The organism is Weizmannia sp. FSL W8-0401 (assembly GCF_038009125.1).
In the GTDB taxonomy this organism is placed as follows: domain Bacteria; phylum Bacillota; class Bacilli; order Bacillales; family Bacillaceae_C; genus Weizmannia; species Weizmannia coagulans.
In genome coordinates this window covers 2,996,784-3,022,300 of sequence record NZ_JBBPAG010000001.1, presented here as the reverse complement: position 1 = coordinate 3,022,300, position 25,517 = coordinate 2,996,784, and the positions used below count along the sequence as shown (strand labels likewise).

The following is a 25,517-nucleotide window of genomic DNA, read 5'->3' as shown; positions in this document are numbered from 1 at the left end:
TTATCCTTTTGTGCCGCCCGACGTCAGCCCGGATACAAAGTTTTTTTGCAGGAAGAAAAACAAAATACAGATTGGCAGCGCGGCTAAAATGGCGCCGGCAGCAAAGAGCGTCACCTTTTGCTCGGTCGGGTTGGAAATAAATTGCTGGAGGCCGACTGCCACGGTTAAATGTTCCGGTGTCCGGAGCAAAAATTTGGCCAGCAAAAAATCCCCGAACGGCCCCATAAATGCCCAGAGTGCCTGGACGGCAAGCATCGGTTTAACAAGCGGGAGCACAATTTGCCAAAATACGCGCAAATGGCCGGCCCCGTCAATTCTTGCAGATTCGTCCAAATCGCGCGGCACCGTATCGAAATACCCTTTCATCAGCCACGTATTCATCGGAATGCCGCCGCCAACATAAAGCAAGGTTAAAAACCAGTACGTGTCCAGCGCGTCCAGGATATTCGCCAGTACATAAAATGCGGTCAGGGCCGCCATTGTCGGAACCATTTGGATGATCAGGAAAAAGACAAGGCTGTACTTTCTTCCTTTAAAACGGTAGCGGCTGTAAGTGTAGCCAGCAAGGGTCACGATGACGACCTGCAAAACCATCGTTGCAACCGCGATGATAAGCGTGTTTTTATACCATTCCGGATACAGCGTATGGGTAAACAGCTGGCGAAAATTGTCCAATGTCCAATGGGAATGAAAATCCAGCTGGAAGGAAACGATATTGGATTCCCTGAAAGCAGACGCCGCCGTAATCAGCAGCGGATACAGAATGATTACACTTAAAAGAATTAAAAACGCATAGGTGAAAAACCGGTTCCAGAAACGGGTGAATTTTTGATTTTTCATTAACGCCTTCATCCTACATCATCTCCTCATTGCCGAAAGCGTTCGTCTTTTTAAAGGCGATCATCGAGACGGCAATAACAATAAATGAAATCATAAGGGTAATCGCCGCTGCCATCGCGTACTGCGGCGATGTCCCGGTCGTCAGTTTATAAATCCAGGAAATTAAAATATCGCTCGTCCCGGCTCCCGCTCCGACACTGCCCGGCCCGCCGTTATTAAAGAGATAAATAATCGTGAAGTTATTGAAATTAAATGTGTACTGGGTGATCAGAACAGGCGCGGTGGCAAATAAAATCATCGGCAGGGTAATCCTGCGGAACTTTTGCCAGAAATTCGCGCCGTCAATGATGGCGGCTTCGTATAAATCGCCCGGGATCGACTGCAGGACGCCGGTGACCATCACATAAATATACGGGAAACCGAGCCATGTCTGGATCATGATCAAGGCCACTTTTGTCCAGAACGGATCCGTTTTCCACGAGATGGCCGGAATGTCGGTAAACGGAAGATGGTTGAGCAGCGGAATGACCTGGGCATTGATGGCGCCGATACTGTCATTGAAAATATTGGAAAAACTCATAATGGTAATAAAGGATGGCACCGCCCACGGTAGCAAAAAAATGATCCGAAACAGCTTTTTCCCTTTGATAAAAGGCTGGTTTACCACACAGGCTGTTAAAATGCCGAGCACAATCTGGCCGGTGGTCGCGCATAATGTCCAGATGATTGTCCAGCTGAACACACTTGTAAACGTGGCCCGATACGAGCTAAGTGAAAAAATATTTAAGAAATTTTTGATCCCGACCCAGTCAATTAGGCGGAAAGGCGGAATATGATAAAAATCATAGTTTGTAAAAGCAGTGAACAGCGTCACAAGCACCGGAAAAATGATCACGAATGTCATGGCCACATAAGCCGGAATCGTCAGCAAATAAGGGAAGCCTGCATCCCATGCATTTTTTAAAATGGCCTTGGCAGATGTGTTGGCTGTCCCCTTTAAGTTCCAGATGGCGGCAACACGCCGGGCATCATAAATATTCAGCAAATAAAAAGCAAGAAAAATGGCGATCAAGATGATTTGCAGGGAACCCTTGATCAGCAGAAACAGCGAATGGTCAACCCGCGGGACAGAACCCAGCGTGATAAAATCGTTTATTGCCGGGATGCCTGCTATGACCATTTGGATGACAAAAAGGATAAAAATGGCCAGAAAAAGGACGCCTTTAAAAGGCTGCTTGTTATAAAACTGGCCGAGCCCCGGGATCAGGGAGAAGAGGCCGGCTTTTCGGACATCCTTCAGTTTATTCAGTTCGGTTTCCATTTTGATCGCCTCGTTTCTATATTGGTCTTTCCAAAAAATCCCGCTGGCAGATTTTCATGCTGCAGCTATAGAAAATGAGCGAAATATGGCTACTTTGTGCCTTTTGCAATAGATGACTTGGTCTCAAGTCCATGTGATACAGTGCTGCATTTTTGCGGCACGGACACCTTTTGAAAATATTTCATTTTTTGTTGGCAGCAGATTTTTGTGGTCCGGGTGCCAATCTTGAAAATACGCGCAGTTGACTTATGTTACTAAACCAGGTGGAGCGTATCCCCACCTGGAAATGAATAAAGCGGTCTATTTATTGGAATACTTTTGGGCAATATTGTCTTTGATCGTCTTCACCGCTGCATCGGCTGCCTGCTTTGGTGTTTTCTTGCCGCTCGCTGCGTCAAACATCGTCGATTCCATACCGGTCCAGACTTCTGCCATTTCCGGAACGTTCGGCATCGGCTGGGCGGATTTGTACTGTTCAACAACCGCTTTTGTCAGTTCGTCATTTGTCGCAGCCGCTTTTTCGCGTGCAGCCGGGTTGGCAGGGATTTCTTTATATTTTTCATAGAATTTGTAGCTGTTTGCAGAGTTGGTGACGTATTGAATCCATTTTTCCGCAAGTTTTGGTTCTTTCGTATAGTTGGAAGCGACCCATCCCTTTCCGCCGCTGAATGCTTCGTACTTGTTGCCGTTCGGAAGCGTCGGGATCGGGGCTGCGCCGTAATTTACTTTTGCTTTCGCGTAGGTTTCCGCCGACCAAGGACCGTCAATGACGGCAGCTGCTTTGCCCTTTGAGAATTCTTCTTTTACAAAGTCGCCGGAGCTTTTTGTATCTTTCATTCCTTTCGGCCAGATATCCTTGAACCAGTGTGTGGCGTACGTAATGGCTTTTACGGAACCGGCATTGTTTAATCCGATATCTTTTGTATTTGTGCCGTTATCGCCGAACACATAGCCGCCGTAACCTGCGAGCAAGCCGTAAGAATAGTAGAAGTCCGTCCATTTAACAAGGAACCCTGTATTCTTTCCGGATTCGGATGAAAAATTATATTTGCTGTCTTTCGCCAGTTTTTCAAGGTCGGCAAATGTTTTTGGCGGGCTTTTCAACAAATCTTTGTTGTAATAAAGGACGAGCGTTTCAATAACGAACGGGACGCCGTAAACTTTGTTGTCGATCATGACTTGGCGCTGGTCTTTTGCATCATAGGCGCTGACATCTTTTTTGGACAGTTTAAGCAGATGCCCCTGCTGGCCGAGGCCACCGATCCGGTCATAAGAAGCGAGCATCACATCCGGGGCTTTTCCTGCCGGGCCGTCCAAAGGCAGTGCTTCCAGCTGGTCAAACATCGGCTTTTTGACCACTTTTACAGTACAATTGTTTTTCTTTTCAAAATCGCCCTTAATACTGTTGACATAATCGGCATATTTTTCTTCCACGGAAACCGTAAGCGTCTTTTTGCCGCCGCTGTCTTGAGAAGATCCGCTGTTTGTTTTTTTCGATCCCCCGCACGCGGCGAGCGCCATGATGACGCCCAAGACAAGCGTAAGCACGAACAGCTTCTTGAATACTTTCATTTTATGAACCTCCCTTTTTTGGTACAACTTTATTATAGAAGAGAGGGGAAAACGGTTACAACCTAAAATTTTCTGTTAACGGTAACAGAATGAAAAGCCCCTGCCAAGATTCAGGCAGGGGAGGGAGGGTCAGTCTGTTATTTCCAGAATTGCAAAGTCCATTGGCGAAAGGACAAGGGTTTTGTTGGGAACCGGTTTGTTGTCCCAAACGTTTTTTGCGGTGCCCGGTTTTACATCCAGCTCGCTCCACGGGATGGCCTGTTCCTGGTCCGACCGGTTAAAGGCAAACAGCAAGGTGCATTTTTCCCCTTTGCGCAGGAAGCTGACCACTTGTTTTTCGTTATCGGTTTTCAGCCAGACGAGATCGCCGTATGTCAAGGTTTGTTGATGGTCTTTCCGGAAGCGGATCAGCTTTTTCATAAATGCGAGCATGTCGCGGTCCTGCTTGTCTTCATCCCAGACCATGCATTTCCGGCAAAGCGGGTCACCTGCGCCGTCTATTCCGACCTCCGTGCCGTAATAAATGCACGGCGAACCGGTATGCGCGAACGTAAAGGCAAGGGCAAGCTTCACCTTTTGCTTGTCGCCGCCTGCCTTTGTCAAAATCCGCGGGGTGTCATGGCTGTCAAGCATATTAAACAAAGCCTCGTTGTTGGACTGCATATAATGCATAAACTGCTGGTTGAGGCTGTGCATCAGTTTTTCGGCGGAAATTTTTTCATCCACAAAGTATTCAATTATTGTCTGCGTAAATGGATAATTCATGACCGAATGAAACTCATCGCCTAAAAGCCAAGGCCATGCATCATGCCAAATTTCGCCGAGAATAAAAACATCTGGTTTCTCGCCTACAACGGCCTGGTGGAACTTTTTCCAAAAAGCATGGTCGACTTCGTTGGCGACATCAAGGCGCCAGCCGTCGATGTCAAATTCACGGATCCAGTAAGTCGCAATATCGAGCAAATGCTGTTGCACTTCGGGATTGGCCGTATTCAGCTTCGGCATGCTTGTCGTAAAAGCAAACGTATCAAATGAGAGCGTATCCTGCCCGTCAATGTTCCCGTTTTCGCCTTCGCGGACCGGGAAAGAGTGGATATGGAACCAGTCTTTGTAGCGCGATTTCTCCCCGTTTTCTAGCACATCCTGCCACTGTTTTGAATTTTTCCCGATATGGTTGAACACCGCATCGAGCATAATCCGTATCCCGCGTTTGTGGGCTTCTTCCACCAGTTTGCGGAATGTTTCTTTATCGCCGAAATGTGGGTCAATCGTAAAATAGTCGAATGTATCATATTTATGATTGGAAGGGGCTTCGAAAATCGGCGTCAAATAAATCCCGTTAATGCCAAGATCGGCGAGATAATCGAGATGGCCGATGATCCCCTCGAGGTCGCCGCCGAAAAAGTCGTCCACGCCCGGGTCTTTGCTTCCCCACGGCAGGGCATTTTCCGGAGAAATGGCGGGATTGCCGTTTGCAAACCGTTCAGGAAAAATCTGGTACCAGATGGTGGACTTCACCCAGTCAGGCGCCTTGAACATATCGGTTTCGTGCATAAACGGAAATTTAAAATAATAGTCAGGCACCCGCAGTGTATCTTCATTTGCCGGGTAAAAGCCGCGCCCGCCATAAAAAATGTCGCTGCCATCCGTGCCGATAAGGATAAAGGCGTACTGCAGGCGGCGGTGCGGCGGGCGGACTTCGGCAAACCAGACATCGTGCGCCTCTGTTTCAGTCTTTTTTTCCATTTCGAGGCGTTCAGATTCCCAGTGGTATTCCCCGTCTTGCTTTTTTTTAAATAAATACGGGTCTCCCCAAATGAGGACGGCTTTCTGAATATCCCCTTTTTTCGTGCGCAGCTTCAGGTGCATCGTTTTTTTGTCATATACATACGCATCCGCGCTGAACGGCTGATGAAAAATTCCTGCAAGTTCCATCTTTTCTCCTCCTCTTATGCTACATTTGTAATAAGACAAAGCATTCAAAAGGCGATAGCATCAGTTTGCTTGGCACCGCTTTGCCGCGATCGCCGTTGTTATTGAGCAGGCATGCCCATCTGTGGCGGGTAAGCTCCGGGCAGGTAAAGGTCTGCAGTTTTTTCGATGTATTGCAGACAACCATGGCACAGCTGCCTTCATGCTTCCGTATATACGCGTAGATGTCCGGGTCCTCATCAGCGAGCATTTCCCAGCTTCCGGCCGTAAAGACAGGCATGGTTTTTTTCAGTTTGAGCAGCTTCCGGTAATAATGCAGCACGGAGCCGGGATCTTTTTCCTGCGCCGCCACGTTTACGGTCCGCGTATCTTCATTGATGCCGAGCCACGGAGCATATGTAGAAAAGCCGCCGTATCGATCACTGTTCCACTGCATGGCGCCTCTTGAAGTATCTTTGGAACGCTGCTGCACCATTTTTAAAATTTCTTCCTCCGAATAGCCTTTCTTTTTCGCAATTGTGGCGAGCCCTTTGATACTTGGGTCTTCATAGTCTTCAAGCCGCGGGAGCTTCAAATTCACCATGCCGATTTCTTCGCCCTGCAGCAAAATCGGCAGCCCCCACTGCAAATACATCAAAGTGGCAAGCATCTTTGCGCTTTTTTGCCGGTATTTGCCTTCGTCCCCGAAGCGCGACAACGCCCGCGGCATATCATGATTATTCCAGTAGAGCGAATTGAAGCCTTCCCCGTACAGGTCATTTTGCCACCGGGACATCGCTTTTTTAAAAGCAAGCAAATTCCATTTTCCCTGTTGCCAGTTTTGCGGAATGCCGGGTTTTTTTGCTTCCGTGTCAAACCCCAAGTAGTTAAAGGTAATGATGCAGTCGCATTCTTCGCGGTCCGGCCTTGAATAAAGCCGGGCAAGCTTCGTGTCGGCGGAAGCTGTTTCCCCGATTAAAAAAGCTTCCGGATGCTTCGCTTTAATTGTACGGTTAAATTCACGGATATAATCATGGACACGCGGCAGGTTGGCATAATACTGTTCTGCAAGCACAAACGCTTCTTCCGAGTTTGTTTTAACGGGAAGAAAACGGGTGTCCTTTGCCAGGTGAATGACCGCATCCAGCCGGAATCCATCCACACCTTTATCCAGCCAGAATAGGGCGATTTTTGCCATTTCTTCGCGCACTTTTTTGTTCTCCCAGTTCAGGTCGGGCATTTTATCGCTGAACAGATGAAAATAATATTGCCCGGTCTGCTGATCAAAGGCCCATGTGCTGCCGCCGAAAAAGCTCGCCCAGTTCGTCGGTTCACGCCCTTCTACTGGGTCATGCCAAATGTAGTAATCCCTGTACGGATTTTCTTTACTTTTCCGCGCTTCCCGGAACCACGGGTGGCGGTCTGACGTATGGTTCAGCACAAGGTCCAGAATGATTTTGAGCCCGCGTTTTTTCGCTTCCTGAATCAGACGTTCCACATCTTCCATCGTGCCGAAAACCGGGTCGATTTTTTCGTAGTTGCTGACATCATAGCCGTTGTCCACATGCGGCGATTCAAAAATTGGATTGAGCCAGATGGCCGTTGCCCCGAGATCGCGGATATAATCCAGCTTTTCAATGATGCCCGGGATATCGCCCACGCCGTCCCCGTTTGAATCTTTGAAACTGCGCGGATATACCTGATAAATGACATCTTTCCACCACGCATCTTGCAAAGCGGTTCACCTCCACGTTTCTTCTATACTCTTTCAACGTATCATCACCCCTTTATGCGGAACAAATTTTTCAGCGATGTTACCGTTAACAAAATACTTTTTACGGGTTTGATTGGCCCAAGCCCATCCTGAAAAAAATAAGCAACCGGTGTAAGACTGCTTATTCACAGACGGTGGAGGGGCGGATGACCACTTCCGGTTCAAAAAACCGGTGCCCCTGGGATTTCCCGTTTTCCTGAATTTTTTTCAACAGCATACGTGCACACGCTTCCCCCATTTTTACAACGGGCTGGCGCACGGTTGTAATATGGGGGGCGGAAATCCGGTCAAGAAACACCCCGTCAAAACCGGTGACTGCAACCTCACTTGGTATGGCGAGCTGCAGCGATTGGGCGGCTCTGATCACACCGAGGGCAATCCGGTCGCTTGCGCATACAAACGCGCATCTTTCCTTCCGGCTGGACAAAATTTTTTCCGCTTTTTGTTGGGCGGCGCTTGAACTGTTTTTGACCCTGCAAAGAAACGGCGGCAATCCGTTTGCTTCGGTTGCATCCAGATAACCTTTTTGTCTCGCAAACATAAACGGTTCTTGCAGGTCAATGCCGAAAAAATAAATTTTTTTAAATCCGCGGCGAATGACATGCTCTGTTAACAGCCGTACGCCTTTTTCATTGTCCACATCAATAAAATCAAACCCTCTGTCATTTTGCCCGAATAAAATCACCGGTTTGGAAAATTCTTTTAAAATGGTATCAAAATCCTGGCTGCGGACACCTGTTGCAATCACGCCGTCGCACTGGCCGATGTCCTTCGATTTCCGTGTGACCAGCTGAAGCGAGTAGTGGTTCCGGTCCAGCTCCCTGGCAATGCCGGCCAGCAAGTTCATATAATACGGCTCTGTCGTGTCCATTTCTTCCAATATCAGGAACTTGATGACCTGGGTGCGGTTGGAGACGAGGGCACGCGCCGCATAATTGGGCACATAGTTCAACTGCTCCATCGCCTCATACACCAGTTTTTTTAAATCATCTCTAACCTGTTCGGGGTGGTTAAGGACCCGTGAAACCGTCATTTTGGAAACATTCGCCTGTTTTGCGACATCGGAAATGGTAACCATGACGCCTCATCCTTTATTTTTCAGAAGAAATGCGCTTTCAATTTTTTCAAAATCAAGGTCCCGGGTTCCTTCAACAAGGAAATCCGCCTGCTTCATTTTATCCGGCGTGCCGACTCCGACTGCAAACATGCCGGCCGCTTTAATGGCCTGGATCCCGGCTTCCGCGTCTTCAATCCCGATGCAAAAGGCCGGATCCGCGTCCAGCTTGCGGGCGCCGGTTAAAAAGATTTCCGGATCCGGCTTTCCGTGCTGAATGCGGGCAGCGTCCACGATTTCATCAAAATAGGAAGCTATCCCCAGTCTGTCAATTACAAACATGGCGTTTTTGCTCGCGGAAGCCAGCGCTGTTTTGATTCCCCTTTTCTTTATATCTTCGAGCAGGTTTTGGATGCCGGGAAGCAAATTGGCAGGGGAAATTTGGCGGATCAGTTTTTTGTAATACTCATTTTTCCTGTCCGCGAGTTCGTTCAGCTTTTCTTCGGAAAAGGAAGTCTCCGGCCGGGCGTTCTCCAATATTTTCTTTAAAGAGTCCATGCGGCTAAGCCCTTTAAGCGCTTCATTAAAATGGCGGTCAAAAGGAACCTGCAGCTCATCAGCTAGCTTTTTCCATGCTAAGTAGTGGTATTCCGCAGTATCTGTGATGACCCCGTCTAAATCAAAGAGAACTGCTTGGATATGTGATGCTGCCATTGACAATTCTCCTCCAACTTATAAGTTTGATTGCTTTTATGATAAGTATACGGGAAATTTCTCTTGAAAACTAGGGAACAAATACAAGTTGCCTGCTGAAATCAGCCGAAAAGGCGAAAAAGATCCGGAAAAAGCGAAAGAACCGGCGAAAAGGGGAAAAACCCGGTGCACTTCGAAAAGCGCGGTTTAAATGAAAGGATTCCATGCCCACTTCAGAAATCGTTCCTTTATTTGAAAAAAGGGTGACTGAATCGGCAAAAAGGGCCGGACGGGAAAAAGCGGGCGGAAAGCAAGGATGGGCTGATTTTTCCGGAAAACCAGCGAAAAGGTACAAGAGTCCGGCGGGCCTTTTGTTTGCTTATGCTACAGGCTCTTGACCGCCTGAATGCCGAAATAAATGCCGAAACCGACAAGAGACAGGCCGGACAGTCTCGAAATGAAAAGAATCAAACGGTTGGTTAACAGTTTTCCGAAGCTGCTTGAGACGGCAGCCATCGAAAAGTCCCACAGCGCCACCCCGATAAAGATGGCCAGGCTGTAGAGGAGAAACTGCTGCGGGCCTACGGATTCAGCCGTTTTTGCAAGCACGGAACCGTAAACGCCGAGCCAGAATAAAATGGTGAGCGGATTGGTCAGAGACATTAGAAAACCGGTCAGGAATGATTTTGACAATTTTTCTTTGTTTCTCATCAAACCGGAAATCGGCTGATTGGCTGCAATCATGCTTTCAATGCCGGTGTATGTAAGGACAAAGCATCCGAAAAACCAAAGGAATGATTTTACAAATCCGATGCTGAGCAAATGGACGACACCGAGATAAACGAGCAGCATATACAAACCGTCTGTTGCCATGGCGCCGATTCCGAGCAGCCATGAGTGGAGAAAGCCATTTTTAATCCCCTTGTCAATTTGAGCGGCATTCACCGGCCCGATCGGCGCAGCAAGCGATAGCCCCAAAAAAATATAACTAATCATGCTTTCCATCATTTTCCCCAGCCTTTCCATAGCGATTAGTATATTTGTATTCAGAAACCATAGCCTGTACAACTTATAAAAGCAAAATGGATGCCATAAATGGAAAAAATGAACCCAAACGATGAAAGTGCATAAACAGAGTCGATGGGTTAAAAGTGCGCCATTATTCTTCCATGGATTGAAGAAATTAAAATCTTAAATTGCAATATTAAATGCAACAAGTATTGAAAGACCAGATAACCCATGATTAAGTAGAATCGGGACACGCTGCGCAACTTGACGTGGAGTGGCGGGCATGGTAGCCTGGTTGGCCCAGCCAGTACCGTATACCTGGCTTCATGGCTGGTAGCCATGCCCGCAGAGGCTCTTTGTCAAGTTGCTAAAAACCAACCCTTTGGGTTAGCTGGCTTAAGGTTAAGAAGCTAAGCCAGCTAACTCTATTTGGAAACACTCCTCAGGTGTACGATAATTGAGGATCTTCCTTGGAAGATGGTTACGCCAATTTTCAACATAGGTAATGGTTTCGTCTGCCACAGAGGAAATGGGTCTCCCCTTTGGTATGAAGCGCCTAATAAGGCCATTATGACGCTCGTTGGTTCCTCGTTCACAGGATGTGTAAGGGTGTGTAAAATAAACCTCTGTTAGATCTTTTTCAACACTAAGGCCGAGGTCAGCAAATTCAGAACCGTTATCAGCCGTAATGGTTTTAAACACTTTAGAGAACCGATTACCGTAAGACACTTTCAACTGAGATATGACTTCTGAAACGGATAGACTATCCTTGGCTGTCACTCTCAAAATTATTTCTTTACGGGTTTTGCGCTCAGTAAGAGTCAATAAGGCCTGATCTTTAGTCTTCTTGCCTATAACCGTATGGCGAACTGATTTTTTAAATCCCAAACAACATGTGGCCAATGCCGATGTCGTACGATTACTTCCACAAGTGAATGTGAAGGCTGAAACGGAATATGGAAAAAGAGCCTTCCCTGTGTTCCGTTTTTTGGAATTTTGTCCTTGCATTCTGGTTTCGACAGGAAGTTTTCAATATAGCGGCGACCATTGGTACCGAAAAATTGAAAGTTCCAAAATGATTGTGAAAAAACCACGGCTCCATATTCGTTGAAATCTTGCCGTATTCATGTTACGATTACCGTACATCGTTTACGCTTTTAGCTGACAATGCTCAAAAGAGTATATTTTTTTGCCGAAAAGGGTAAAACCCTAAGGAAGACATGCGGCCCTGTTGAACGTTTAGAAGGAGATTGAGAAGATTGACGAAGTTTTCAGAATTAAATTTAAGCCCGGCGATTTTAAAAGCTGTGAAAAGAATGGGATTTGAAGAGGCATCGCCGATTCAGGCAGCTACCATTCCGCTCACCATGCAAGGGAAGGATATTATCGGCCAGGCGCAGACAGGTACGGGAAAAACTGCAGCATTTGGCATACCGTTAATTGAAAAGATTGATCATAGAAGCCGTAATATTCAAGGAATCATTATCGCGCCAACACGCGAGCTTGCCATTCAGGTATCTGAAGAATTGTACCGGATCGGCCAGTATTCGCGCGTTCATGTGCTGGCTGTTTATGGCGGTCAGGATATTTCGCGTCAGATCCGTGCGCTGAAGAACCATCCGCAAATTATTGTCGGAACACCGGGACGGATTCTTGACCATATACACCGGGGAACCTTGAAACTCGACCATGTGCATACGCTTGTGCTTGACGAAGCGGATGAAATGTTGAATATGGGCTTTATTGATGACATTGAAGCCATTCTTTCCACCGTGCCGAAAGACCGCCAAACGATGCTGTTCTCGGCAACCATGCCGGATCCGATCCGGAAAATTGCCGAACGCTTCATGAACAACCCGGAACTTGTCCGTGTGAAAGCAAAAGAAATGACCGTTCCGTCTATTGAACAATACTACATTAAAGTCCAGGAACGTGAAAAATTCGATGTATTGTCAAGGCTTTTGGATGTACAGTCTCCGGACCTTGCGATTGTGTTTGGGCGGACGAAGCGGAGAGTCGATGAACTGGCGAATGCCCTGACCTTGCGCGGCTATCTTGCAGAAGGTATTCACGGTGATTTGAGCCAGGCGAAACGCTTATCGGTACTCCGAAAGTTTAAAGACGGGAAAATTGATGTGCTTGTTGCCACCGATGTTGCGGCACGCGGGCTGGATATCTCGGGTGTAACCCATGTTTACAATTACGATATTCCACAGGACCCGGAATCCTATGTGCACCGGATCGGAAGAACGGGCCGTGCCGGACGGGAAGGCATGGCAATGACCTTTGTCACGCCGCGGGAAATGGGCTATCTCAAAACGGTTGAACAGACAACGAAAAAGAGAATGCTCCCGATGCGCCCGCCGACCTGGGATGAAGCGTTTGAAGGGCAGCAGCGCGTCACCATGGAACGGATCGGGGAAACCATCAAAGAAGGCAATATTGATGAATATATGTCGGTAGCGAAAGAGCTGCTTGCAGAATATGACCCGGCCGAGGTCACGGCAGCTGCTTTGAAACTGATGACGAAAGAGCCGGATAAAACACCAGTTCATATTTCAGAAGAACGGCCGCTTCCGCATAAAAAAGACCATAGCAGACGGGGCAAGCCTGCAGGGTCCTACAAAGGGTCTTACAATAAGGGAAGAAAGCCGAGAAGAACAACAAACCGCAAACCATTTTAACCAAACGAAGGCGGGGCCAAAAAAATAGAGCATCATCAGCTTTACGAGCGGGCCGGTTTGTATCCGGCTGCGACTCTTTACAAGTAAAAATGCCGGTATGGCAAAAGTGCCGGCGCCCCATTAAAAAAGCAACGGCAGCTCCCGTTGCTTTTTTTAAAGCGGAAGAAGCCGCTTTTGCCCGCAAAAGCATTCCCCCCGAGCGGCACGCCGCAACGGGTCCGAAAAGACGGGCTGTTTTTTAAGTGGGAGAAGCCGCCTTTCTTTGCAAAAGCATGCCTCCAAGCAGCATGCCGGCAACGAGTCCGGAAAGATGGGCTGTATGATTGGCGCCAGGCTGCATCATAGCCGTTACAACGGAAATGACCGCAATCGACAAAATGGTTTGCCGGCTTGTTTTTGGCACACCTTCCCCGACCCAGACAAGGGCGACATATGCGCCGATCAGGCCAAACAGGGCGCCGCTCGCACCGGCATGGGAATAGGTAAGCGGAAGCAGAAAAAAAGAAGCGAGATTGGCGCAGCATCCGCAGCCCAAATATAACAGGATAAACTTCCATTTTCCGGCCAGCCGTTCGAGACAGGGGCCGAGCAGGAGAAGGGAGAAAGAATTCAGCAGCAGATGGCGGAAATCAATATGGACAAAAACGGGAGAGACAAGCCGCCATATTTCCCCTTGGGCAATATAGAGGTTCACACCGGCCAGCGCTTCATAAAAGGTCTGTGTTGGAAAAAACGGAAGCCGCATGGCCGCAAACAGGAGGCACTGGGCCAGGAAAATGGCAAATACAACGGGATAGGAACCGATAAAAGCGGAAAAACGGATCGGGCGGATCAGCATTGCAAATACTCCTTTCAATGGAAAAGCTCTATTTATACATATGCCGGAAATGACGAATTAGACGTCCGGTTTGCTTCTAACCGCAACCGCCAGCAGGATGGAAAAAGGGATAGCCCAAATCCGGCTCGTATTTTCAAAAAGGGCCGAACCGCCATCATGGATACCAGCAGAACGATTTACCGGCGCATATTTTCACGGAAGGCAGAGGCACCGGCAGCAGCGTAAAAATCGGAAATTTTGTGGTTTATACCCAGGGAAAACAGAAGGTGAGCACATGATTAAAGGCATTGGCATTGATATTGTCGAGCTTGAAAGGATAAAAAAGCTGTATGAACGGCAGCCGCGGTTTCCGGGGCGGATTTTAACGAAAGTGGAGCAGCAACAGTTCGGCAAATTGGCAGAAAAAAGGAAAATTGAATTCCTTGCCGGCAGATTTGCGGCGAAAGAAGCATATTCCAAAGCTTTTGGAACGGGAATCGGGGGTGCGTTATCTTTTCAGGAAATTGAAATCGCAAAAGATAAGAACGGCCGCCCGTATTTTTCAAAGCCGGCAGGGCCCCGCGCCCATTTGTCGATCACGCACAGCCGTGAATATGCATTCGCCCAAGTGATGCTGGAAGACTGAAGCTATAACGTTTTTTCAATTCCCCATCATACAGGCCCGGGTTGTCTCATATATTCAAAGTAAGAGAGGAGAGACAAGGCACGGGCTTTTGATGAAGCCTTTCTCTTCATAAGATTTGAGACAATAAAGGGGTTGAAAGGATGAAGAGAAAGTACTGGGTTTTGTTTGCGGCTCTGTTTGTTATTTTTCTGCTTTCCGCCTGCGGAGCGAAAAAACCGCAGGATGTGGCCGGAAAATTAAATGAAAAAGTGGAGAAGATGGACGGCTACAAGCTGAATGCGAAAATGACGCTTGAAACGGGCAATGAACCGCGGACATACAATATTGAAGTTTGGCACAACCGGCCGGGATATTACCGTGTCAACCTGAAAAATGCGGGCGAGGGGCAAAGCCAGATGATTTTGCGCAATAAAGAAGGCGTGTTTGTGGTCACGCCCGCCCTCAACAAAAGCTACAAATTTCAAAGCGACTGGCCGAACAACACAAGCCAGGCGTACCTTTATGAATCGCTTGTGAAAGACATATTGAAAGATAAAGAGGCAAAGATGACGGTGAAAAAGAACCGGTATGTGTTTGAGACGAAGACACGCTATCAAAACCATAAAATGCTGCCGTACCAGCAAATTACTTTTGACAAAAGGACGCTTGCACCAGTCAGTGTGAAAGTGATGGACACGGACCGCAATACGCTTGTCAGTGTGCTTTTTACAAAAGTGGATTTTAATGCAAAATTCGACAGCAACGCGTTTGACACGAAAAAAAATATGACAGGAGCGAAACTCGAAGTGCCGGTGGATGGAAAAGTCGGCAACAAAGAGTTTTCGGTAAAATATCCAACGGCAAAAATCGGGGGAACGACGCTGCTCGATGAACAGGAAGTTGCCGTTGCAAACGGTAAGCGCGTTATTTTGACCTATACGGGCGATAAAACGTATACGCTGATTGAGGAAAAGGCAGAGGTACTTCCAGCTGCTTCCACAGAACCGATTCCTGCAAACGGGGAAATGGCGGATCTCGGGTTTGCGTTCGGGATCAAGACAGGTGACTCCCTGTCCTGGACGGTGAACGGTGTCGAATACACGCTTGCCTCCAAATCGCTATCGGCTGCGGAAATGATGGAAGTCGCCCAGTCTGTCGGAAGAGAACCGGAAAAATAAAATGCGGATAACGGGAGAAACCCTTTCGCAAGCACAAAAAGCACAAGCCCGCAGCCATTCTCTGCGGGTTTTTTTCTTGAAGGGGTTTAGCACGTCTCTTCCGGCAACCTGCTCCAAACCGGTTTGATAAGACTTCTTTTTAAAAACCATTGACAACACTGGCTACGCGTTCGATAATCAGGATATGGAATGATAAAGGAAGTGTAATCATGGCTTTTTACCGGGATACATGGGTGGAAGTCGATTTGGATGCCATTTCGGAGAATGTCGGAAATATGCGCCGCCTGTTGCCGGAGCATACGCAAATCATTGCGGTTGTAAAAGCTAACGCTTACGGGCACGGCGCGGAATATGTGGCGAAAACCGCGCTTGCATCCGGAGCTTCAGCGCTTGCGGTTGCATTTTTGGACGAGGCGCTCGCGTTACGAAAAAAAGGGATTACCGCTCCGATACTTGTTTTGGGGGCAGCCCGTCCGGAAGATGCCGGAATCGCTGCTGAAGAAAACATCTCCCTGACTGTTTTTCAAAAAGACTGGCTCGAGGAAGCAGGCCGGTATTTAACCGGGCGGAAACTATCCGTCCATCTTAAATGTGATACCGGAATGGGCCGGATTGGCGTAAGAACCGTACAGGAATTAAAAGAAGTGGAAAAAATCGTGAACCAACAATCTTGTTTCTTTTTTGAAGGGATTTTTACCCACTTTGCGACAGCGGATGAAATCGATATGACTTTGTATGAAAAGCAATACAGCCGGTTTCAGGATATGGTTTTAAACCTTGAAAACCGACCGCCGTATGTGCACTGCGCAAACAGCGCCGCCGCTTTGAGATTTGACCAGTCTCCGTTTAATGCTGTCCGTTTCGGCATTGCGATGTACGGGCTCTCCCCTTCGCCCGAAATCAAGCCGGTTTTGCCGTTTCCGTTAAAAGAGGCGTTCTCCCTTCATACGAAGGTGACGCATGTGAAACAAATCCATGCCGGGGACACGGTGAGTTATGGTGCCACTTATCAGGCTTCCGGCGATGAATGGATCGCCACGCTGCCGATTGGATATGCAGATGGCTGGATTCGCAGGCTTTCAGGTCAGGAAGTGATCATCGACGGGGAAAGAGCGCCTATTGTCGGCAGGATTTGCATGGATCAGTGTATGGTAAGGATCCCCCGTCCGGTTGCTGTCGGGACAAAAGCAACGCTGATTGGAAAACAGGGGGATTTGTCCGTTCCTGTTGATGAAATTGCCAAAAAGCTCGATACCATCAACTATGAGGTGACCTGTTCCATTTCAAGCCGGGTCCCGCGCGTTTTCCGGAAAAACGGGAACGATGCCGCGGGCGTGTCGAATCCGGTCCTTGAAGGGTGAAAAATGTTTTGGCGAATTTTGAATAATGGCATGATTTTTTTGCCGATAATAGACAGGAATGGTGATTTGGCCTTTGCATATAGTGTATTTGATGGTATGATGAAAAGGGAATGGAAAGCAGAAACGGTGTCTAGTGCGTGGAGGTGTAGCAGGTGTCTGAACCTATTTCAACAGAAATTTTAGTCCGCTTGCCGCAGCAGCTGTTGACGGAATTGGACGGATTTGCTGAAACTGAAAATATGAATCGCAATGAGTTAATTTACCGTGCCACAAAAATGTATTTAAAAGAACGGAAAAAACGCCAAATCCGCGAAACGATGAGGCGTGGCTACATGGAAATGGCAAAAATTAATTTGGCGATTGCCTCCGAAGCGATCCAGGCTGAATACGAAGCAGAACATACAGTTGAAAGCCTAGTAAGCGGGGGGTAATCCTTTGATTGTTAAGCGTGGAGACGTGTACTTCGCCGATCTATCTCCGGTGGTCGGCTCCGAGCAGGGAGGCGTACGTCCTGTCCTCATTTTACAAAACGACATTGGAAACCGTTTTAGCCCCACTGTCATTGTTGCCGCTATAACAGCGCAAATCCAGAAAGCAAAATTGCCCACGCATGTGGAAATCGATGCAAAGCGTTACGGTTTGGAAAGGGATTCTGTGATATTGCTTGAACAAATACGCACAATCGATAAACAACGCTTAACGGATAAGATTACGCATCTTGATGAAGAAGTCATGGAGAAAATTGACGACGCCCTGCAAATCAGCCTGGGACTGGTCGAATTTTAGAAACGCTCTTTTTAAAGGGCGTTTTTTCATGCTACTGGCTCATTGCCGGCTAATAAGAAGCAGCTTATACTTTTTCGGATTTTTTCAAGCTTCAGGCCGGGTGTTGCAGTTTTTTCATCGAGAATTTTACCCTCTTTGAATTTCACGCCTTTCGTCCGGCCTGAAATTCAAACGTAAAAAATCACATATTTTTTCACGCGTCGGAACTGAAATAATGAAACCTGCTTTCAAAAAATACAGGAAAAGGGGTTTAAATCTGTCTTATAGCGGGTATATGATAACGCTATAAGACGAACGAAAGAAATTTTCCGGAAAAATGCCTTTTGCCCGATTTCTGTGCCATTTACATAAAAAATATTTTCCGGTTGCTGGCAAAAACAGATATAATAACATATAAATCAAATGGATTTCCCTGTTTTTTTCAACAAACCGGTTCAGAAAATCCGCCGGGGCTAAAGGCAGCAGCTCATTTGTCTTTTTGCAAGCCTTCCGGAAAAGCCCGGCATGTCTGCCGCCGGCTGCCAAAGACGGGCGCTTCAAACTGTTCGGAGGAAAGAGGGTTGACCATGCAATCATATTTAGCGGAATTTATACCGGAACATAAAGATGAAATACTGGACAAATGGATGAAAAGCATGAAGGAAAAAGGTGGTGCCCCATTTCATTTCGATGAAGGTGTGGTGTTTGAAAAAACAAGCCGGGATTTTGTCGAAGTGATTCTTGCGCGGCTGACGAAAAGCAATCACGAATATGAGAAACAGCTCGGCGAGTTTTCCGAAAGAATCGTGACGCTGGGCTGGCCGCTCACTTTTGCAACGACCGGCATTCAAATTCTCGGGGATATTGTTTACAACCTGATGATGAACCACAACCCGGATGCGGTGTTTGAAAAGCACCGGGAATTCTGGGAAATCTTTCGGGAATGGACCAATGCCGTCCAAAATGAATTTGTCAATGCCTACACCACCATTTGGGAAAAGACCATTTCGCTTCAGCAAAGTGCGTTAAAGGAATTGTCCGCCCCCTTGATTCCGGTGTTTGACAAAATTGCTGTTCTCCCATTGGTCGGCACCATTGACTCGGAAAGGGCAAGACAGATTATGGAAAACCTGCTGTACGGCATTGTGAAAAACAAGTCGGAGGTGGTGCTGATCGACATTACGGGCGTGCCGGTTGTCGATACGGTTGTTGCCCATCATCTCATTCAGGCGGCAAATGCTGTCCGGCTTGTCGGCTCCCGCTGCATGCTTGTTGGCATCCGCGCTGAAATTGCACATACGTTAACAAATTTGGGGATCAAATTAAACCATATTACAACAACGAGTACACTGCAAAGAGGAATTGAACAGGCTCTTGAAATGACAGGGAGGAAAATTGTGGAATGGGAGGGTTGATTGATGCGCATACCCATTTTAAAGCTGGGAAACTGCCTGCTGGTCTCGATCCAATGGGAGCTTGATGACCAGACAGCTTTGGAGTTTCAGGAAGATTTGCTTCAAAAAATATACGAAACGAATGCAAGCGGTGTTGTCATCGACATCACCTCTATTGATTTTATTGACTCATTCATCGCAAAAGTGCTGGGCGATGTGGTCAATATGTCCAAAATGCTGGGCGCAAAAGTGGTCATCACCGGAATCCAGCCTGCAGTCGCCATTACCCTGATCGAGTTGGGGATTACGATGGAGGGCGTCATGACGGCACTGGATTTGGAAAGCGGCCTTGAGAAATTAAAACAGGAATTGGGGGACTAGCTGTATGGATAACCATTCCTGTGTAAAAATTTTGAATGAGTGGGATATTGTGGCCGCCCGTCAGCTTGGGAGAAACATTGCAAGAGAGCTCCATTTCGGTGCTGTCGACCAGGCAAGAATCACAACGGCCATCAGCGAACTCGCCCGCAATATTTTTATATACGCAGGACAAGGGGAAATCCGGATTGAGAAAGTTCTGCAAAACGGGAAAAAGGGGCTGAAAGTGATCGCTACAGATAAAGGGCCGGGGATTGAAAACATCCGGAAAGTGATGGAAGACGGCTACTCCACATCCGGAGGGCTTGGGGCAGGCCTGCCGGGCGTAAGGCGCCTGATGGATGAATTTGATATCGTTTCGGCGCCGAATGAGGGAACAACCGTTACCGCAATCAAATGGATACGATGATAGGAGGGAAAAAGATGGATTTCCGCGATGCCATGGAGCAGGAGTATAAAGAAATTCTTAGCCATTTTCTACAGCATCCGGATGAACAGGCGCTGTACCAGTGCGAGAAGTTCAGCCGCAAACTGATTGAAAACCGGATCTCTCCTGAAGACATGATTATGTGCCATCGCTCTGTTTTGCAGCAAATCGAACCCGGGCTTTCCAAAACGGTGCAGCAGTCCTTTGATGTCCTGCTGGAAGTCATGCTTGCCTACGGGCTCGTTTACAGGGAACAGCAAAGCCTCCGGACAAGACAAAAAGAACTGAAGAGTGAAATCGAGATTGCTGCGGGCATGCAGCAAACCCTGCTTAAGGCGGATGTCCCGGAGCAGGACGGCATCGATATTGGCGTGATCAGCATGCCGGCCAAACAAATGAGCGGCGATTATTATCATTTTATTGAAGATGAGAACCGCCGCATCGGCATCGCGATCGCGGATGTGATCGGGAAAGGGATCCCGGCGGCGCTCTGCATGTCGATGATCAAATATGCGATGGACAGTTTGCAGGAATACAGCCACCAGCCCCATATTATTTTGGAAAATCTGAACCGCGTCGTTGAACAGAATGTCGACCCGAGTATGTTTATTACGATGTTTTACGGTATGTATGACCCGGTAGTACATAAGTTCTCCTACGCATCCGCCGGGCACGAGCCCGGTTTTTTCTATCATGCGGAAACGGATGAATTTGAGGATTTAATCGCAAAAGGGCTCCTTTTAGGCATAGAAAAAAAATCGAAGTACCATGAATATATAAAAGATGTGCAGCTTGGCGATATGACTGTGCTGTTGTCAGACGGCGTAACGGAATGCCGAACAAAGGAAGGATTTGTCAGCCGGGAAATGATTACCAGCTTGATCCGGAAAAATATCCGCAAGAGCGCACAGGAAATCGTGGAAAATGTGTACAGGGAGCTGGAAAGATGGCAGGAATTTGAACTGCGGGATGATTTTACCTTGCTGATTTTAAAAAGAACTGCCTAAAAGGAGGTTTGTCATCAGCCCGGAAAGGGTAGAAGCACTTAGTGATGAATGTTAAAGAGGTGAAAGAATTGGACTTTGAAGTAGATGTAAAGGAAAAACAGAATGCCTTAAACGTAACCATTTCGGGGGAAATTGACGCATTTACAGCTCCAAAATTAAGAGAAGCATTTGAACCATATGAAGGAAAAGCAGGTTTGGAAGTTTTAATAGATTTTACCAATGTTTCTTACATGGACAGCACCGGGCTGGGCGTACTGGTCGGTTTGTTCAAAAGCTTGCGGGCAAACGGCGGGATGCTCACGTTGACGGGGCTTTCCGACCGTTTGAAACGGCTGTTTGATATTACAGGCCTTTCCGACATCATGAAGATTAATACCGAAATAGAAGGTGGAGTGTGAGACATGGAGGAGTTTGATCATATCAGTATGAAAATCCCTGCCAAAGCGGAATATGTCGGAGTCATCCGCCTCACCATTTCCGGTATTGCAAGCCGCATGGGGTTTGATTACGAACTCATCGAGGATTTGAAGATCGCCGCGAGCGAAGCCATTACCAATGCTGTCCAGCATGCCTATAAGGACAAGGAGGACGGGGAAGTCACCATCGATTTCAGCCTCTATCCGGACCGCCTTGAAGTAATGGTTTCCGATAAAGGAGACAGTTTTGATCTGGAAAAAGTAAGGGAACTCGCAGGGCCTTACACGGAAGATGTGCAGATCGAATTTATGAGAGAAGGAGGATTGGGCCTTTATCTCATTGAAAGTTTAATGGATGAAGTCCGCATACATTATGATGGCGGAATAACAGTCATGATGACCAAGTACCTTCAAGGGGAGCAGGTGGAGACCAATGTCAAAACTGCCTCAACCTGATCAGATTGATGTCAATCAATTGATACAATCTTATCAGCAAAACGGCGACAAAGAGGCGCAGGAAATACTTGTCGCGCACTATCAGAAACTTGTGGAGTCGCTTGCCCGCAAATATTCGAAAGGAAGGGCCTACCAGGAGGACATTTTCCAGGTGGGGATTATCGGCCTGCTCGGCGCCATTCAGCGCTTTGACCCGAATATTGGAAAAAGCTTTGTATCCTTTGCGATTCCGACCATCATCGGAGAAATTAAGCGGTTTTTGAGAGACAAAACATGGAGTGTCCACGTCCCCCGAAGGATTAAAGAACTCGGCCCGCGGATTAAATCCACTGTTGAAAAACTGACGAACGAACTGCAACGCTCGCCAAAAATCGCTGAAATTGCTGCACATCTTGAGATTTCGGAAGAAGAAGTGCTGGAAGCAATGGAAATGAGCAAAAGCTACCACGCACTTTCCGTTGACCATTCAATTGAGTCGGATTCAGACGGCAGTACCGTGACCCTGCTGGATATGGTCGGCAGTGAAGATGACGGATATGAAAAAGTCAACCAGCGGCTTGTGCTGGAAAAAGTGTTGCACGTACTGAGCGAGAGGGAACGCCAGGTCATCCACTACACGTATATTAAAAATTTAAGCCAGAAGGACACAGGCGAGAGATTGGGGATTTCGCAAATGCACGTCTCGCGCCTGCAACGCCGTGCGATCAAAAAACTGCGGGACGCCATAGAAGGTGAACTGCAACATGTGGAGAATTAGCCATTATGAATTATCTTAGTTCAAAGCAAGTGGAAGTATACGGATTTCAGACAACAAAGGCCGGCCGGGACTTGTGCGGAGACGCCTATTTTATGAAGGAGACGGATGACTATTTCCTCTGTGTGCTGGCAGACGGGCTGGGGAGCGGGGAATATGCCTATTACTCTTCCCAGGCTGTTGCAAAAGTTGTGAAAGAACAATCGGATGACGATGTTGACACGCTGATGGATGCGTGCAATCGCGCTTTGTACCGGAAACGGGGCGCAGCGGTTGCCATTTTCAAAGCCTGTTTTAAATCGCGCAAATTTGTTTACAGCTGTGTCGGCAACATCCGCTTTTTTATGGTGGCACCGGGCGGCAAACTGACTTACCCAATTCCGATTACCGGGTACTTGTCCGGCAGGCCGCAGCAATTCAAAACCGAGATTTTTGATTATGAACCGGGTTCCAGGTTTATCATCCATTCAGACGGCGTGAAAGAGCGGAATGTCCAATCCTATTTGAAGAAATGTGAATCCATCGAACGGATTGCCGACCAGTTAAAAGAACAACAGACCATGGATGACGATGCTACATTTATTATTGGGAGCTTGCAGTAAAGGCAAGCTTTTTTATTTTGCGGTTTTTTTCAGCCCGGAAAGCATGGTAAAATAACAGAAGAGGCCTTCTCCTATTACAAATGTCACCACTGGTTACATTTTACTCTGGGGTGGTGAGGGCCTATCTGTATTTCAAAATTACGGTTGTGGGAAGAAACGATGATGGCATAAAGCAATTGTGTGTACAGCTGTTTCACTGGCTCAACTAAGACCTGTTTTCAGGAGCGAATCATTCGGAAATCTGGATAATCTGTATTATTATATAGCTTTATGTAGATTTTCGGAACCAGTAATCAGAAGTGTGGTGTTCAATTTGGAAGAAAAACAGGAAAGGCTGATCAGCCGGCTGGGAAAAGAATTACAGTTCCCGGAAAAGAGCATCCGGAATGTCATCGGTTTGCTGGAAGACGGCAATACCGTTCCTTTTATTGCCCGTTACCGGAAAGAAATGACCGGTGCGCTTGATGAAGTGCAGATCCGGGACATTATGGAGCGGTGGAACTATTTGCAAAATCTTGAGCAGCGGAAAGAGGAAGTCATCCGCCTGATCGATGAGCAGGGGAAATTAACAGAAGAGCTAAAAGGGAAAATTTTACAGGCAGAAAAGCTTCAGCTGGTGGAAGACCTTTACCGCCCGTATAAGCAAAAACGCCGGACAAGGGCCACGATTGCAAAGGAAAAAGGGCTGGAACCGCTGGCCAGCTGGATGCTTTCGTTTCCGGTTGAAGGCGATCTGGATGCTGAACTGGCATCGTATGTATCAGCGGAAAAGCAGGTGGCATCTGCCGAAGAAGCATTGCAGGGCGCAAAAGATATTATCGCCGAAATGGTTTCGGATGAGCCAAAATACCGCGGCTGGATCCGCGGCCAAACGTTTAAAACAGGTGTGATGGCAAGCACTGTCAAAGATGCGGAAAAAGATGAGAAAAAGGTTTACGAAATGTATTACGCCTACGAAGAACCGGTCCGCAAAATCGTTCCACACCGCGTGCTTGCCCTTAACCGCGGCGAAAAAGAAAACATTCTGCGCGTATCCGTTGAGGCGGACACCGAGCGGATTTTGGCGTATTTGAACCGGCAAGTGATCCGGAATGAAGCCTCCATTACAGCTCGAATCGTCAAGGAAGCGGTGGAAGACGGCTACAAACGGCTGATTGAGCCCGCCATTGAAAGGGAAATCCGCAACGAACTGTCCGAAAAAGCGGAAGACCGGGCGATCCATATTTTTGCCGAAAATTTAAGGAACCTGCTTCTCCAGCCGCCTTTAAAAGGAAAAACGGTGCTCGGGGTTGACCCTGCGTACCGGACCGGCTGCAAACTCGCAGTCGTGGATGAAACGGGCAAAGTGCTGAAAATCGGCGTGATTTACCCGCATCCGCCAAAACCGAAAACAGAAGAAGCCAAAGCGATTGTAAAAAGCATCATCCGGGATTTTAAGGTGGAGGTCATCGCGATCGGAAACGGCACAGCCTCACAGGAAACGGAGCAATGGATTGCCGGTATTTTAAAAGAAATAGAAGAAGATGTTTCCTATGTGATCGTCAATGAAGCGGGGGCAAGCGTCTACTCCGCATCCGACCTTGCACGCAAAGAATTTCCCGATTTGCATGTCGAAGAACGGAGCGCTGTCTCCATCGCCCGCAGGCTCCAGGATCCGCTGGCAGAGCTTGTGAAAATCGATCCGAAATCGGTCGGTGTCGGGCAGTACCAGCATGACGTTTCGCAAAAGAAACTGAATGAATCGCTCACTTTCGTCGTTGAAACGGCCGTCAACCAGGTCGGGGTCGATGTCAATACCGCATCCCCGTCTCTTTTGCAATATGTGTCCGGGCTCAGCAGCACTGTAGCGGGCAATATTGTAAAATTCCGCGACGAGAACGGCAAATTCAAAAACCGGGCCGAACTGAAAAAGATTCCCCGCCTCGGCGCAAAAACATACGAACAAAGTATTGGCTTTCTCCGCATACCGGACGGGGAAGAACCGCTTGACAAAACACCGATCCACCCGGAAAGTTATGATGCGGCAAGAGCTTTGCTGAATGAACTGGGCATGACGACAGCGGATATCGGGACAGAAAAGCTGATCCAATCGCTTGAAGCGCTGTCTGTCCCGGAAATGGCGAAGACACTCGGCATCGGCGAACTGACCTTGCAAGATATTTTTGAAGCCTTGAAAAAACCGGGCCGCGACCCGCGCGACGAACTGCCGAAACCGCTTTTGAAAAAGGATATTATGAAACTGGAAGATCTGAAACCGGGGATGGAGATGCAAGGAACCGTCCGGAATGTCGTCGATTTCGGGGCGTTTGTCGATGTCGGCGTGAAAGAAGACGGGCTTGTCCATATTTCGAAATTAAGTAAAGGTTTTGTTAAACATCCGCTTGATATCGTCTCGGTCGGCGATATTGTCACCGTGTGGGTGGAGAAAGTGGACGTCCAAAAAGGAAGATTATCGCTCACCATGCTTCCGAACGCTTAAA

At 47.7% G+C, this 25,517-nt stretch carries 24 protein-coding genes and 1 pseudogene; 15 read left to right on the top strand and 10 right to left on the bottom strand.

Features of this window, described 5'->3' with window-relative positions; translation table 11 throughout:
- From NSU00_RS14690 to NSU00_RS14650, 9 genes and pseudogenes are all read right to left on the bottom strand, one after another.
- Positions 1 to 852 (bottom strand): sugar ABC transporter permease, encoded by an 852-nt coding sequence (locus tag NSU00_RS14690; RefSeq protein WP_340703085.1) that lies wholly within the window; start codon positions 850 to 852, stop codon positions 1 to 3.
- A gap of 1 nt (position 853) precedes the next feature.
- Entirely contained in the window at positions 854 to 2,161 is a 1,308-nt protein-coding gene (locus NSU00_RS14685) for a sugar ABC transporter permease (protein ID WP_340703084.1), read from the bottom strand.
- Between the two features lie 300 nt (positions 2,162 to 2,461).
- Positions 2,462 to 3,733, bottom strand: coding sequence for an extracellular solute-binding protein (locus tag NSU00_RS14680; RefSeq protein ID WP_340703083.1), 1,272 nt, complete (start codon positions 3,731 to 3,733; stop codon positions 2,462 to 2,464).
- A 129-nt stretch (positions 3,734 to 3,862) separates the two neighbouring features.
- Positions 3,863 to 5,668: an alpha-glycosidase gene (locus NSU00_RS14675; protein ID WP_340703082.1), complete on the bottom strand. Its 1,806-nt coding sequence runs from the start codon at positions 5,666 to 5,668 to the stop codon at positions 3,863 to 3,865.
- Between the two features lie 19 nt (positions 5,669 to 5,687).
- The gene (locus NSU00_RS14670; protein ID WP_340703081.1) at positions 5,688 to 7,379 is read right to left on the bottom strand and encodes a glycoside hydrolase family 13 protein; all 1,692 of its coding nucleotides are present in this window, start codon (positions 7,377 to 7,379) and stop codon (positions 5,688 to 5,690) included.
- A gap of 160 nt (positions 7,380 to 7,539) precedes the next feature.
- On the bottom strand, positions 7,540 to 8,496 hold the full coding sequence (locus NSU00_RS14665; protein WP_340703080.1) for a LacI family DNA-binding transcriptional regulator: 957 nt from the start codon (positions 8,494 to 8,496) through the stop codon (positions 7,540 to 7,542).
- Between the two features lie 6 nt (positions 8,497 to 8,502).
- Positions 8,503 to 9,186: a beta-phosphoglucomutase gene (pgmB, locus tag NSU00_RS14660; RefSeq protein WP_340703079.1), complete on the bottom strand. Its 684-nt coding sequence runs from the start codon at positions 9,184 to 9,186 to the stop codon at positions 8,503 to 8,505.
- 363 nt (positions 9,187 to 9,549) lie between these two features.
- The gene (locus NSU00_RS14655; protein WP_340703078.1) at positions 9,550 to 10,170 is read right to left on the bottom strand and encodes a LysE family transporter; all 621 of its coding nucleotides are present in this window, start codon (positions 10,168 to 10,170) and stop codon (positions 9,550 to 9,552) included.
- A gap of 405 nt (positions 10,171 to 10,575) precedes the next feature.
- A pseudogene (locus NSU00_RS14650) lies at positions 10,576 to 11,034 on the bottom strand (IS30 family transposase); the annotation flags it as partial.
- 398 nt (positions 11,035 to 11,432) lie between these two features.
- Here NSU00_RS14650 and NSU00_RS14645 point away from each other — a divergent pair.
- On the top strand, positions 11,433 to 12,857 hold the full coding sequence (locus tag NSU00_RS14645; protein ID WP_019720981.1) for a DEAD/DEAH box helicase: 1,425 nt from the start codon (positions 11,433 to 11,435) through the stop codon (positions 12,855 to 12,857).
- Between the two features lie 238 nt (positions 12,858 to 13,095).
- On the opposite strand, the gene NSU00_RS14640 is transcribed toward NSU00_RS14645, so the two are convergent.
- The gene (locus NSU00_RS14640; RefSeq protein WP_340703077.1) at positions 13,096 to 13,695 is read right to left on the bottom strand and encodes a rhomboid family intramembrane serine protease; all 600 of its coding nucleotides are present in this window, start codon (positions 13,693 to 13,695) and stop codon (positions 13,096 to 13,098) included.
- 274 nt (positions 13,696 to 13,969) lie between these two features.
- Between NSU00_RS14640 and acpS the strand changes: the two genes are divergently transcribed.
- The 14 genes from acpS (at position 13,970) to NSU00_RS14570 (ending at position 25,516) form a co-directional block, all read left to right on the top strand.
- Positions 13,970 to 14,320: a holo-ACP synthase gene (gene acpS, locus NSU00_RS14635; RefSeq protein WP_328196268.1), complete on the top strand. Its 351-nt coding sequence runs from the start codon at positions 13,970 to 13,972 to the stop codon at positions 14,318 to 14,320.
- Between the two features lie 140 nt (positions 14,321 to 14,460).
- The gene (locus NSU00_RS14630; RefSeq protein WP_340703076.1) at positions 14,461 to 15,477 is read left to right on the top strand and encodes a LolA family protein; all 1,017 of its coding nucleotides are present in this window, start codon (positions 14,461 to 14,463) and stop codon (positions 15,475 to 15,477) included.
- Positions 15,478 to 15,686: 209 nt separating this feature from the next.
- A complete protein-coding gene (alr, locus tag NSU00_RS14625; RefSeq protein ID WP_019720977.1) occupies positions 15,687 to 16,838 on the top strand; it encodes an alanine racemase in 1,152 nt (383 codons plus the stop codon).
- 152 nt (positions 16,839 to 16,990) lie between these two features.
- Entirely contained in the window at positions 16,991 to 17,269 is a 279-nt protein-coding gene (locus NSU00_RS14620; RefSeq protein WP_014096808.1) for a CopG family ribbon-helix-helix protein, read from the top strand.
- 4 nt (positions 17,270 to 17,273) lie between these two features.
- The gene (locus NSU00_RS14615) at positions 17,274 to 17,624 is read left to right on the top strand and encodes a type II toxin-antitoxin system PemK/MazF family toxin (RefSeq protein ID WP_013860680.1); all 351 of its coding nucleotides are present in this window, start codon (positions 17,274 to 17,276) and stop codon (positions 17,622 to 17,624) included.
- A 566-nt stretch (positions 17,625 to 18,190) separates the two neighbouring features.
- Positions 18,191 to 19,018, top strand: coding sequence for an RsbT co-antagonist protein RsbRA (locus NSU00_RS14610; protein WP_061574530.1), 828 nt, complete (start codon positions 18,191 to 18,193; stop codon positions 19,016 to 19,018).
- 3 nt (positions 19,019 to 19,021) lie between these two features.
- Entirely contained in the window at positions 19,022 to 19,378 is a 357-nt protein-coding gene (locus tag NSU00_RS14605) for an STAS domain-containing protein (protein WP_017553290.1), read from the top strand.
- Positions 19,379 to 19,382: 4 nt separating this feature from the next.
- Positions 19,383 to 19,784 (top strand): anti-sigma regulatory factor, encoded by a 402-nt coding sequence (locus tag NSU00_RS14600; protein ID WP_013860676.1) that lies wholly within the window; start codon positions 19,383 to 19,385, stop codon positions 19,782 to 19,784.
- 14 nt (positions 19,785 to 19,798) lie between these two features.
- On the top strand, positions 19,799 to 20,809 hold the full coding sequence (locus tag NSU00_RS14595; RefSeq protein WP_340703862.1) for a PP2C family protein-serine/threonine phosphatase: 1,011 nt from the start codon (positions 19,799 to 19,801) through the stop codon (positions 20,807 to 20,809).
- Between the two features lie 68 nt (positions 20,810 to 20,877).
- Entirely contained in the window at positions 20,878 to 21,207 is a 330-nt protein-coding gene (locus NSU00_RS14590; RefSeq protein WP_340703933.1) for an anti-sigma factor antagonist, read from the top strand.
- Positions 21,208 to 21,210: 3 nt separating this feature from the next.
- On the top strand, positions 21,211 to 21,681 hold the full coding sequence (gene rsbW, locus NSU00_RS14585) for an anti-sigma B factor RsbW (RefSeq protein ID WP_017553287.1): 471 nt from the start codon (positions 21,211 to 21,213) through the stop codon (positions 21,679 to 21,681).
- On the top strand, positions 21,659 to 22,438 hold the full coding sequence (gene sigB, locus NSU00_RS14580; RefSeq protein WP_328004997.1) for an RNA polymerase sigma factor SigB: 780 nt from the start codon (positions 21,659 to 21,661) through the stop codon (positions 22,436 to 22,438). The genes rsbW and sigB overlap by 23 nt, the downstream gene beginning before the upstream one ends.
- 5 nt (positions 22,439 to 22,443) lie before the next feature.
- Positions 22,444 to 23,037, top strand: coding sequence for a PP2C family serine/threonine-protein phosphatase (locus tag NSU00_RS14575; RefSeq protein ID WP_328004998.1), 594 nt, complete (start codon positions 22,444 to 22,446; stop codon positions 23,035 to 23,037).
- Between the two features lie 301 nt (positions 23,038 to 23,338).
- Positions 23,339 to 25,516, top strand: coding sequence for a Tex family protein (locus NSU00_RS14570; protein ID WP_017553284.1), 2,178 nt, complete (start codon positions 23,339 to 23,341; stop codon positions 25,514 to 25,516).
- Position 25,517: the final 1 nt, after the last annotated feature.

Excerpts from the sequence above, each read along its gene's own strand:
- NSU00_RS14610 (WP_061574530.1), top strand. The coding sequence starts at position 18,191 with ATGCAATCATATTTAGCGGAATTTATACCGGAACATAAAGATGAAATA.
- sigB (WP_328004997.1), top strand. The coding sequence starts at position 21,659 with ATGTCAAAACTGCCTCAACCTGATCAGATTGATGTCAATCAATTGATA.
- NSU00_RS14655 (WP_340703078.1), bottom strand. The coding sequence starts at position 10,170 with ATGGAAAGCATGATTAGTTATATTTTTTTGGGGCTATCGCTTGCTGCG.
- NSU00_RS14685 (WP_340703084.1), bottom strand. The coding sequence starts at position 2,161 with ATGGAAACCGAACTGAATAAACTGAAGGATGTCCGAAAAGCCGGCCTC.
- NSU00_RS14595 (WP_340703862.1), top strand. The coding sequence starts at position 19,799 with ATGGATTTCCGCGATGCCATGGAGCAGGAGTATAAAGAAATTCTTAGC.
- NSU00_RS14575 (WP_328004998.1), top strand. The coding sequence starts at position 22,444 with ATGAATTATCTTAGTTCAAAGCAAGTGGAAGTATACGGATTTCAGACA.
- NSU00_RS14605 (WP_017553290.1), top strand. The coding sequence starts at position 19,022 with ATGCGCATACCCATTTTAAAGCTGGGAAACTGCCTGCTGGTCTCGATC.
- alr (WP_019720977.1), top strand. The coding sequence starts at position 15,687 with ATGGCTTTTTACCGGGATACATGGGTGGAAGTCGATTTGGATGCCATT.
- NSU00_RS14640 (WP_340703077.1), bottom strand. The coding sequence starts at position 13,695 with ATGCTGATCCGCCCGATCCGTTTTTCCGCTTTTATCGGTTCCTATCCC.
- NSU00_RS14680 (WP_340703083.1), bottom strand. The coding sequence starts at position 3,733 with ATGAAAGTATTCAAGAAGCTGTTCGTGCTTACGCTTGTCTTGGGCGTC.
- rsbW (WP_017553287.1), top strand. The coding sequence starts at position 21,211 with ATGGAGGAGTTTGATCATATCAGTATGAAAATCCCTGCCAAAGCGGAA.
- pgmB (WP_340703079.1), bottom strand. The coding sequence starts at position 9,186 with ATGGCAGCATCACATATCCAAGCAGTTCTCTTTGATTTAGACGGGGTC.
- acpS (WP_328196268.1), top strand. The coding sequence starts at position 13,970 with ATGATTAAAGGCATTGGCATTGATATTGTCGAGCTTGAAAGGATAAAA.
- NSU00_RS14665 (WP_340703080.1), bottom strand. The coding sequence starts at position 8,496 with ATGGTTACCATTTCCGATGTCGCAAAACAGGCGAATGTTTCCAAAATG.
- NSU00_RS14690 (WP_340703085.1), bottom strand. The coding sequence starts at position 852 with ATGAAGGCGTTAATGAAAAATCAAAAATTCACCCGTTTCTGGAACCGG.
- NSU00_RS14675 (WP_340703082.1), bottom strand. The coding sequence starts at position 5,668 with ATGGAACTTGCAGGAATTTTTCATCAGCCGTTCAGCGCGGATGCGTAT.
- NSU00_RS14600 (WP_013860676.1), top strand. The coding sequence starts at position 19,383 with ATGGATAACCATTCCTGTGTAAAAATTTTGAATGAGTGGGATATTGTG.
- NSU00_RS14630 (WP_340703076.1), top strand. The coding sequence starts at position 14,461 with ATGAAGAGAAAGTACTGGGTTTTGTTTGCGGCTCTGTTTGTTATTTTT.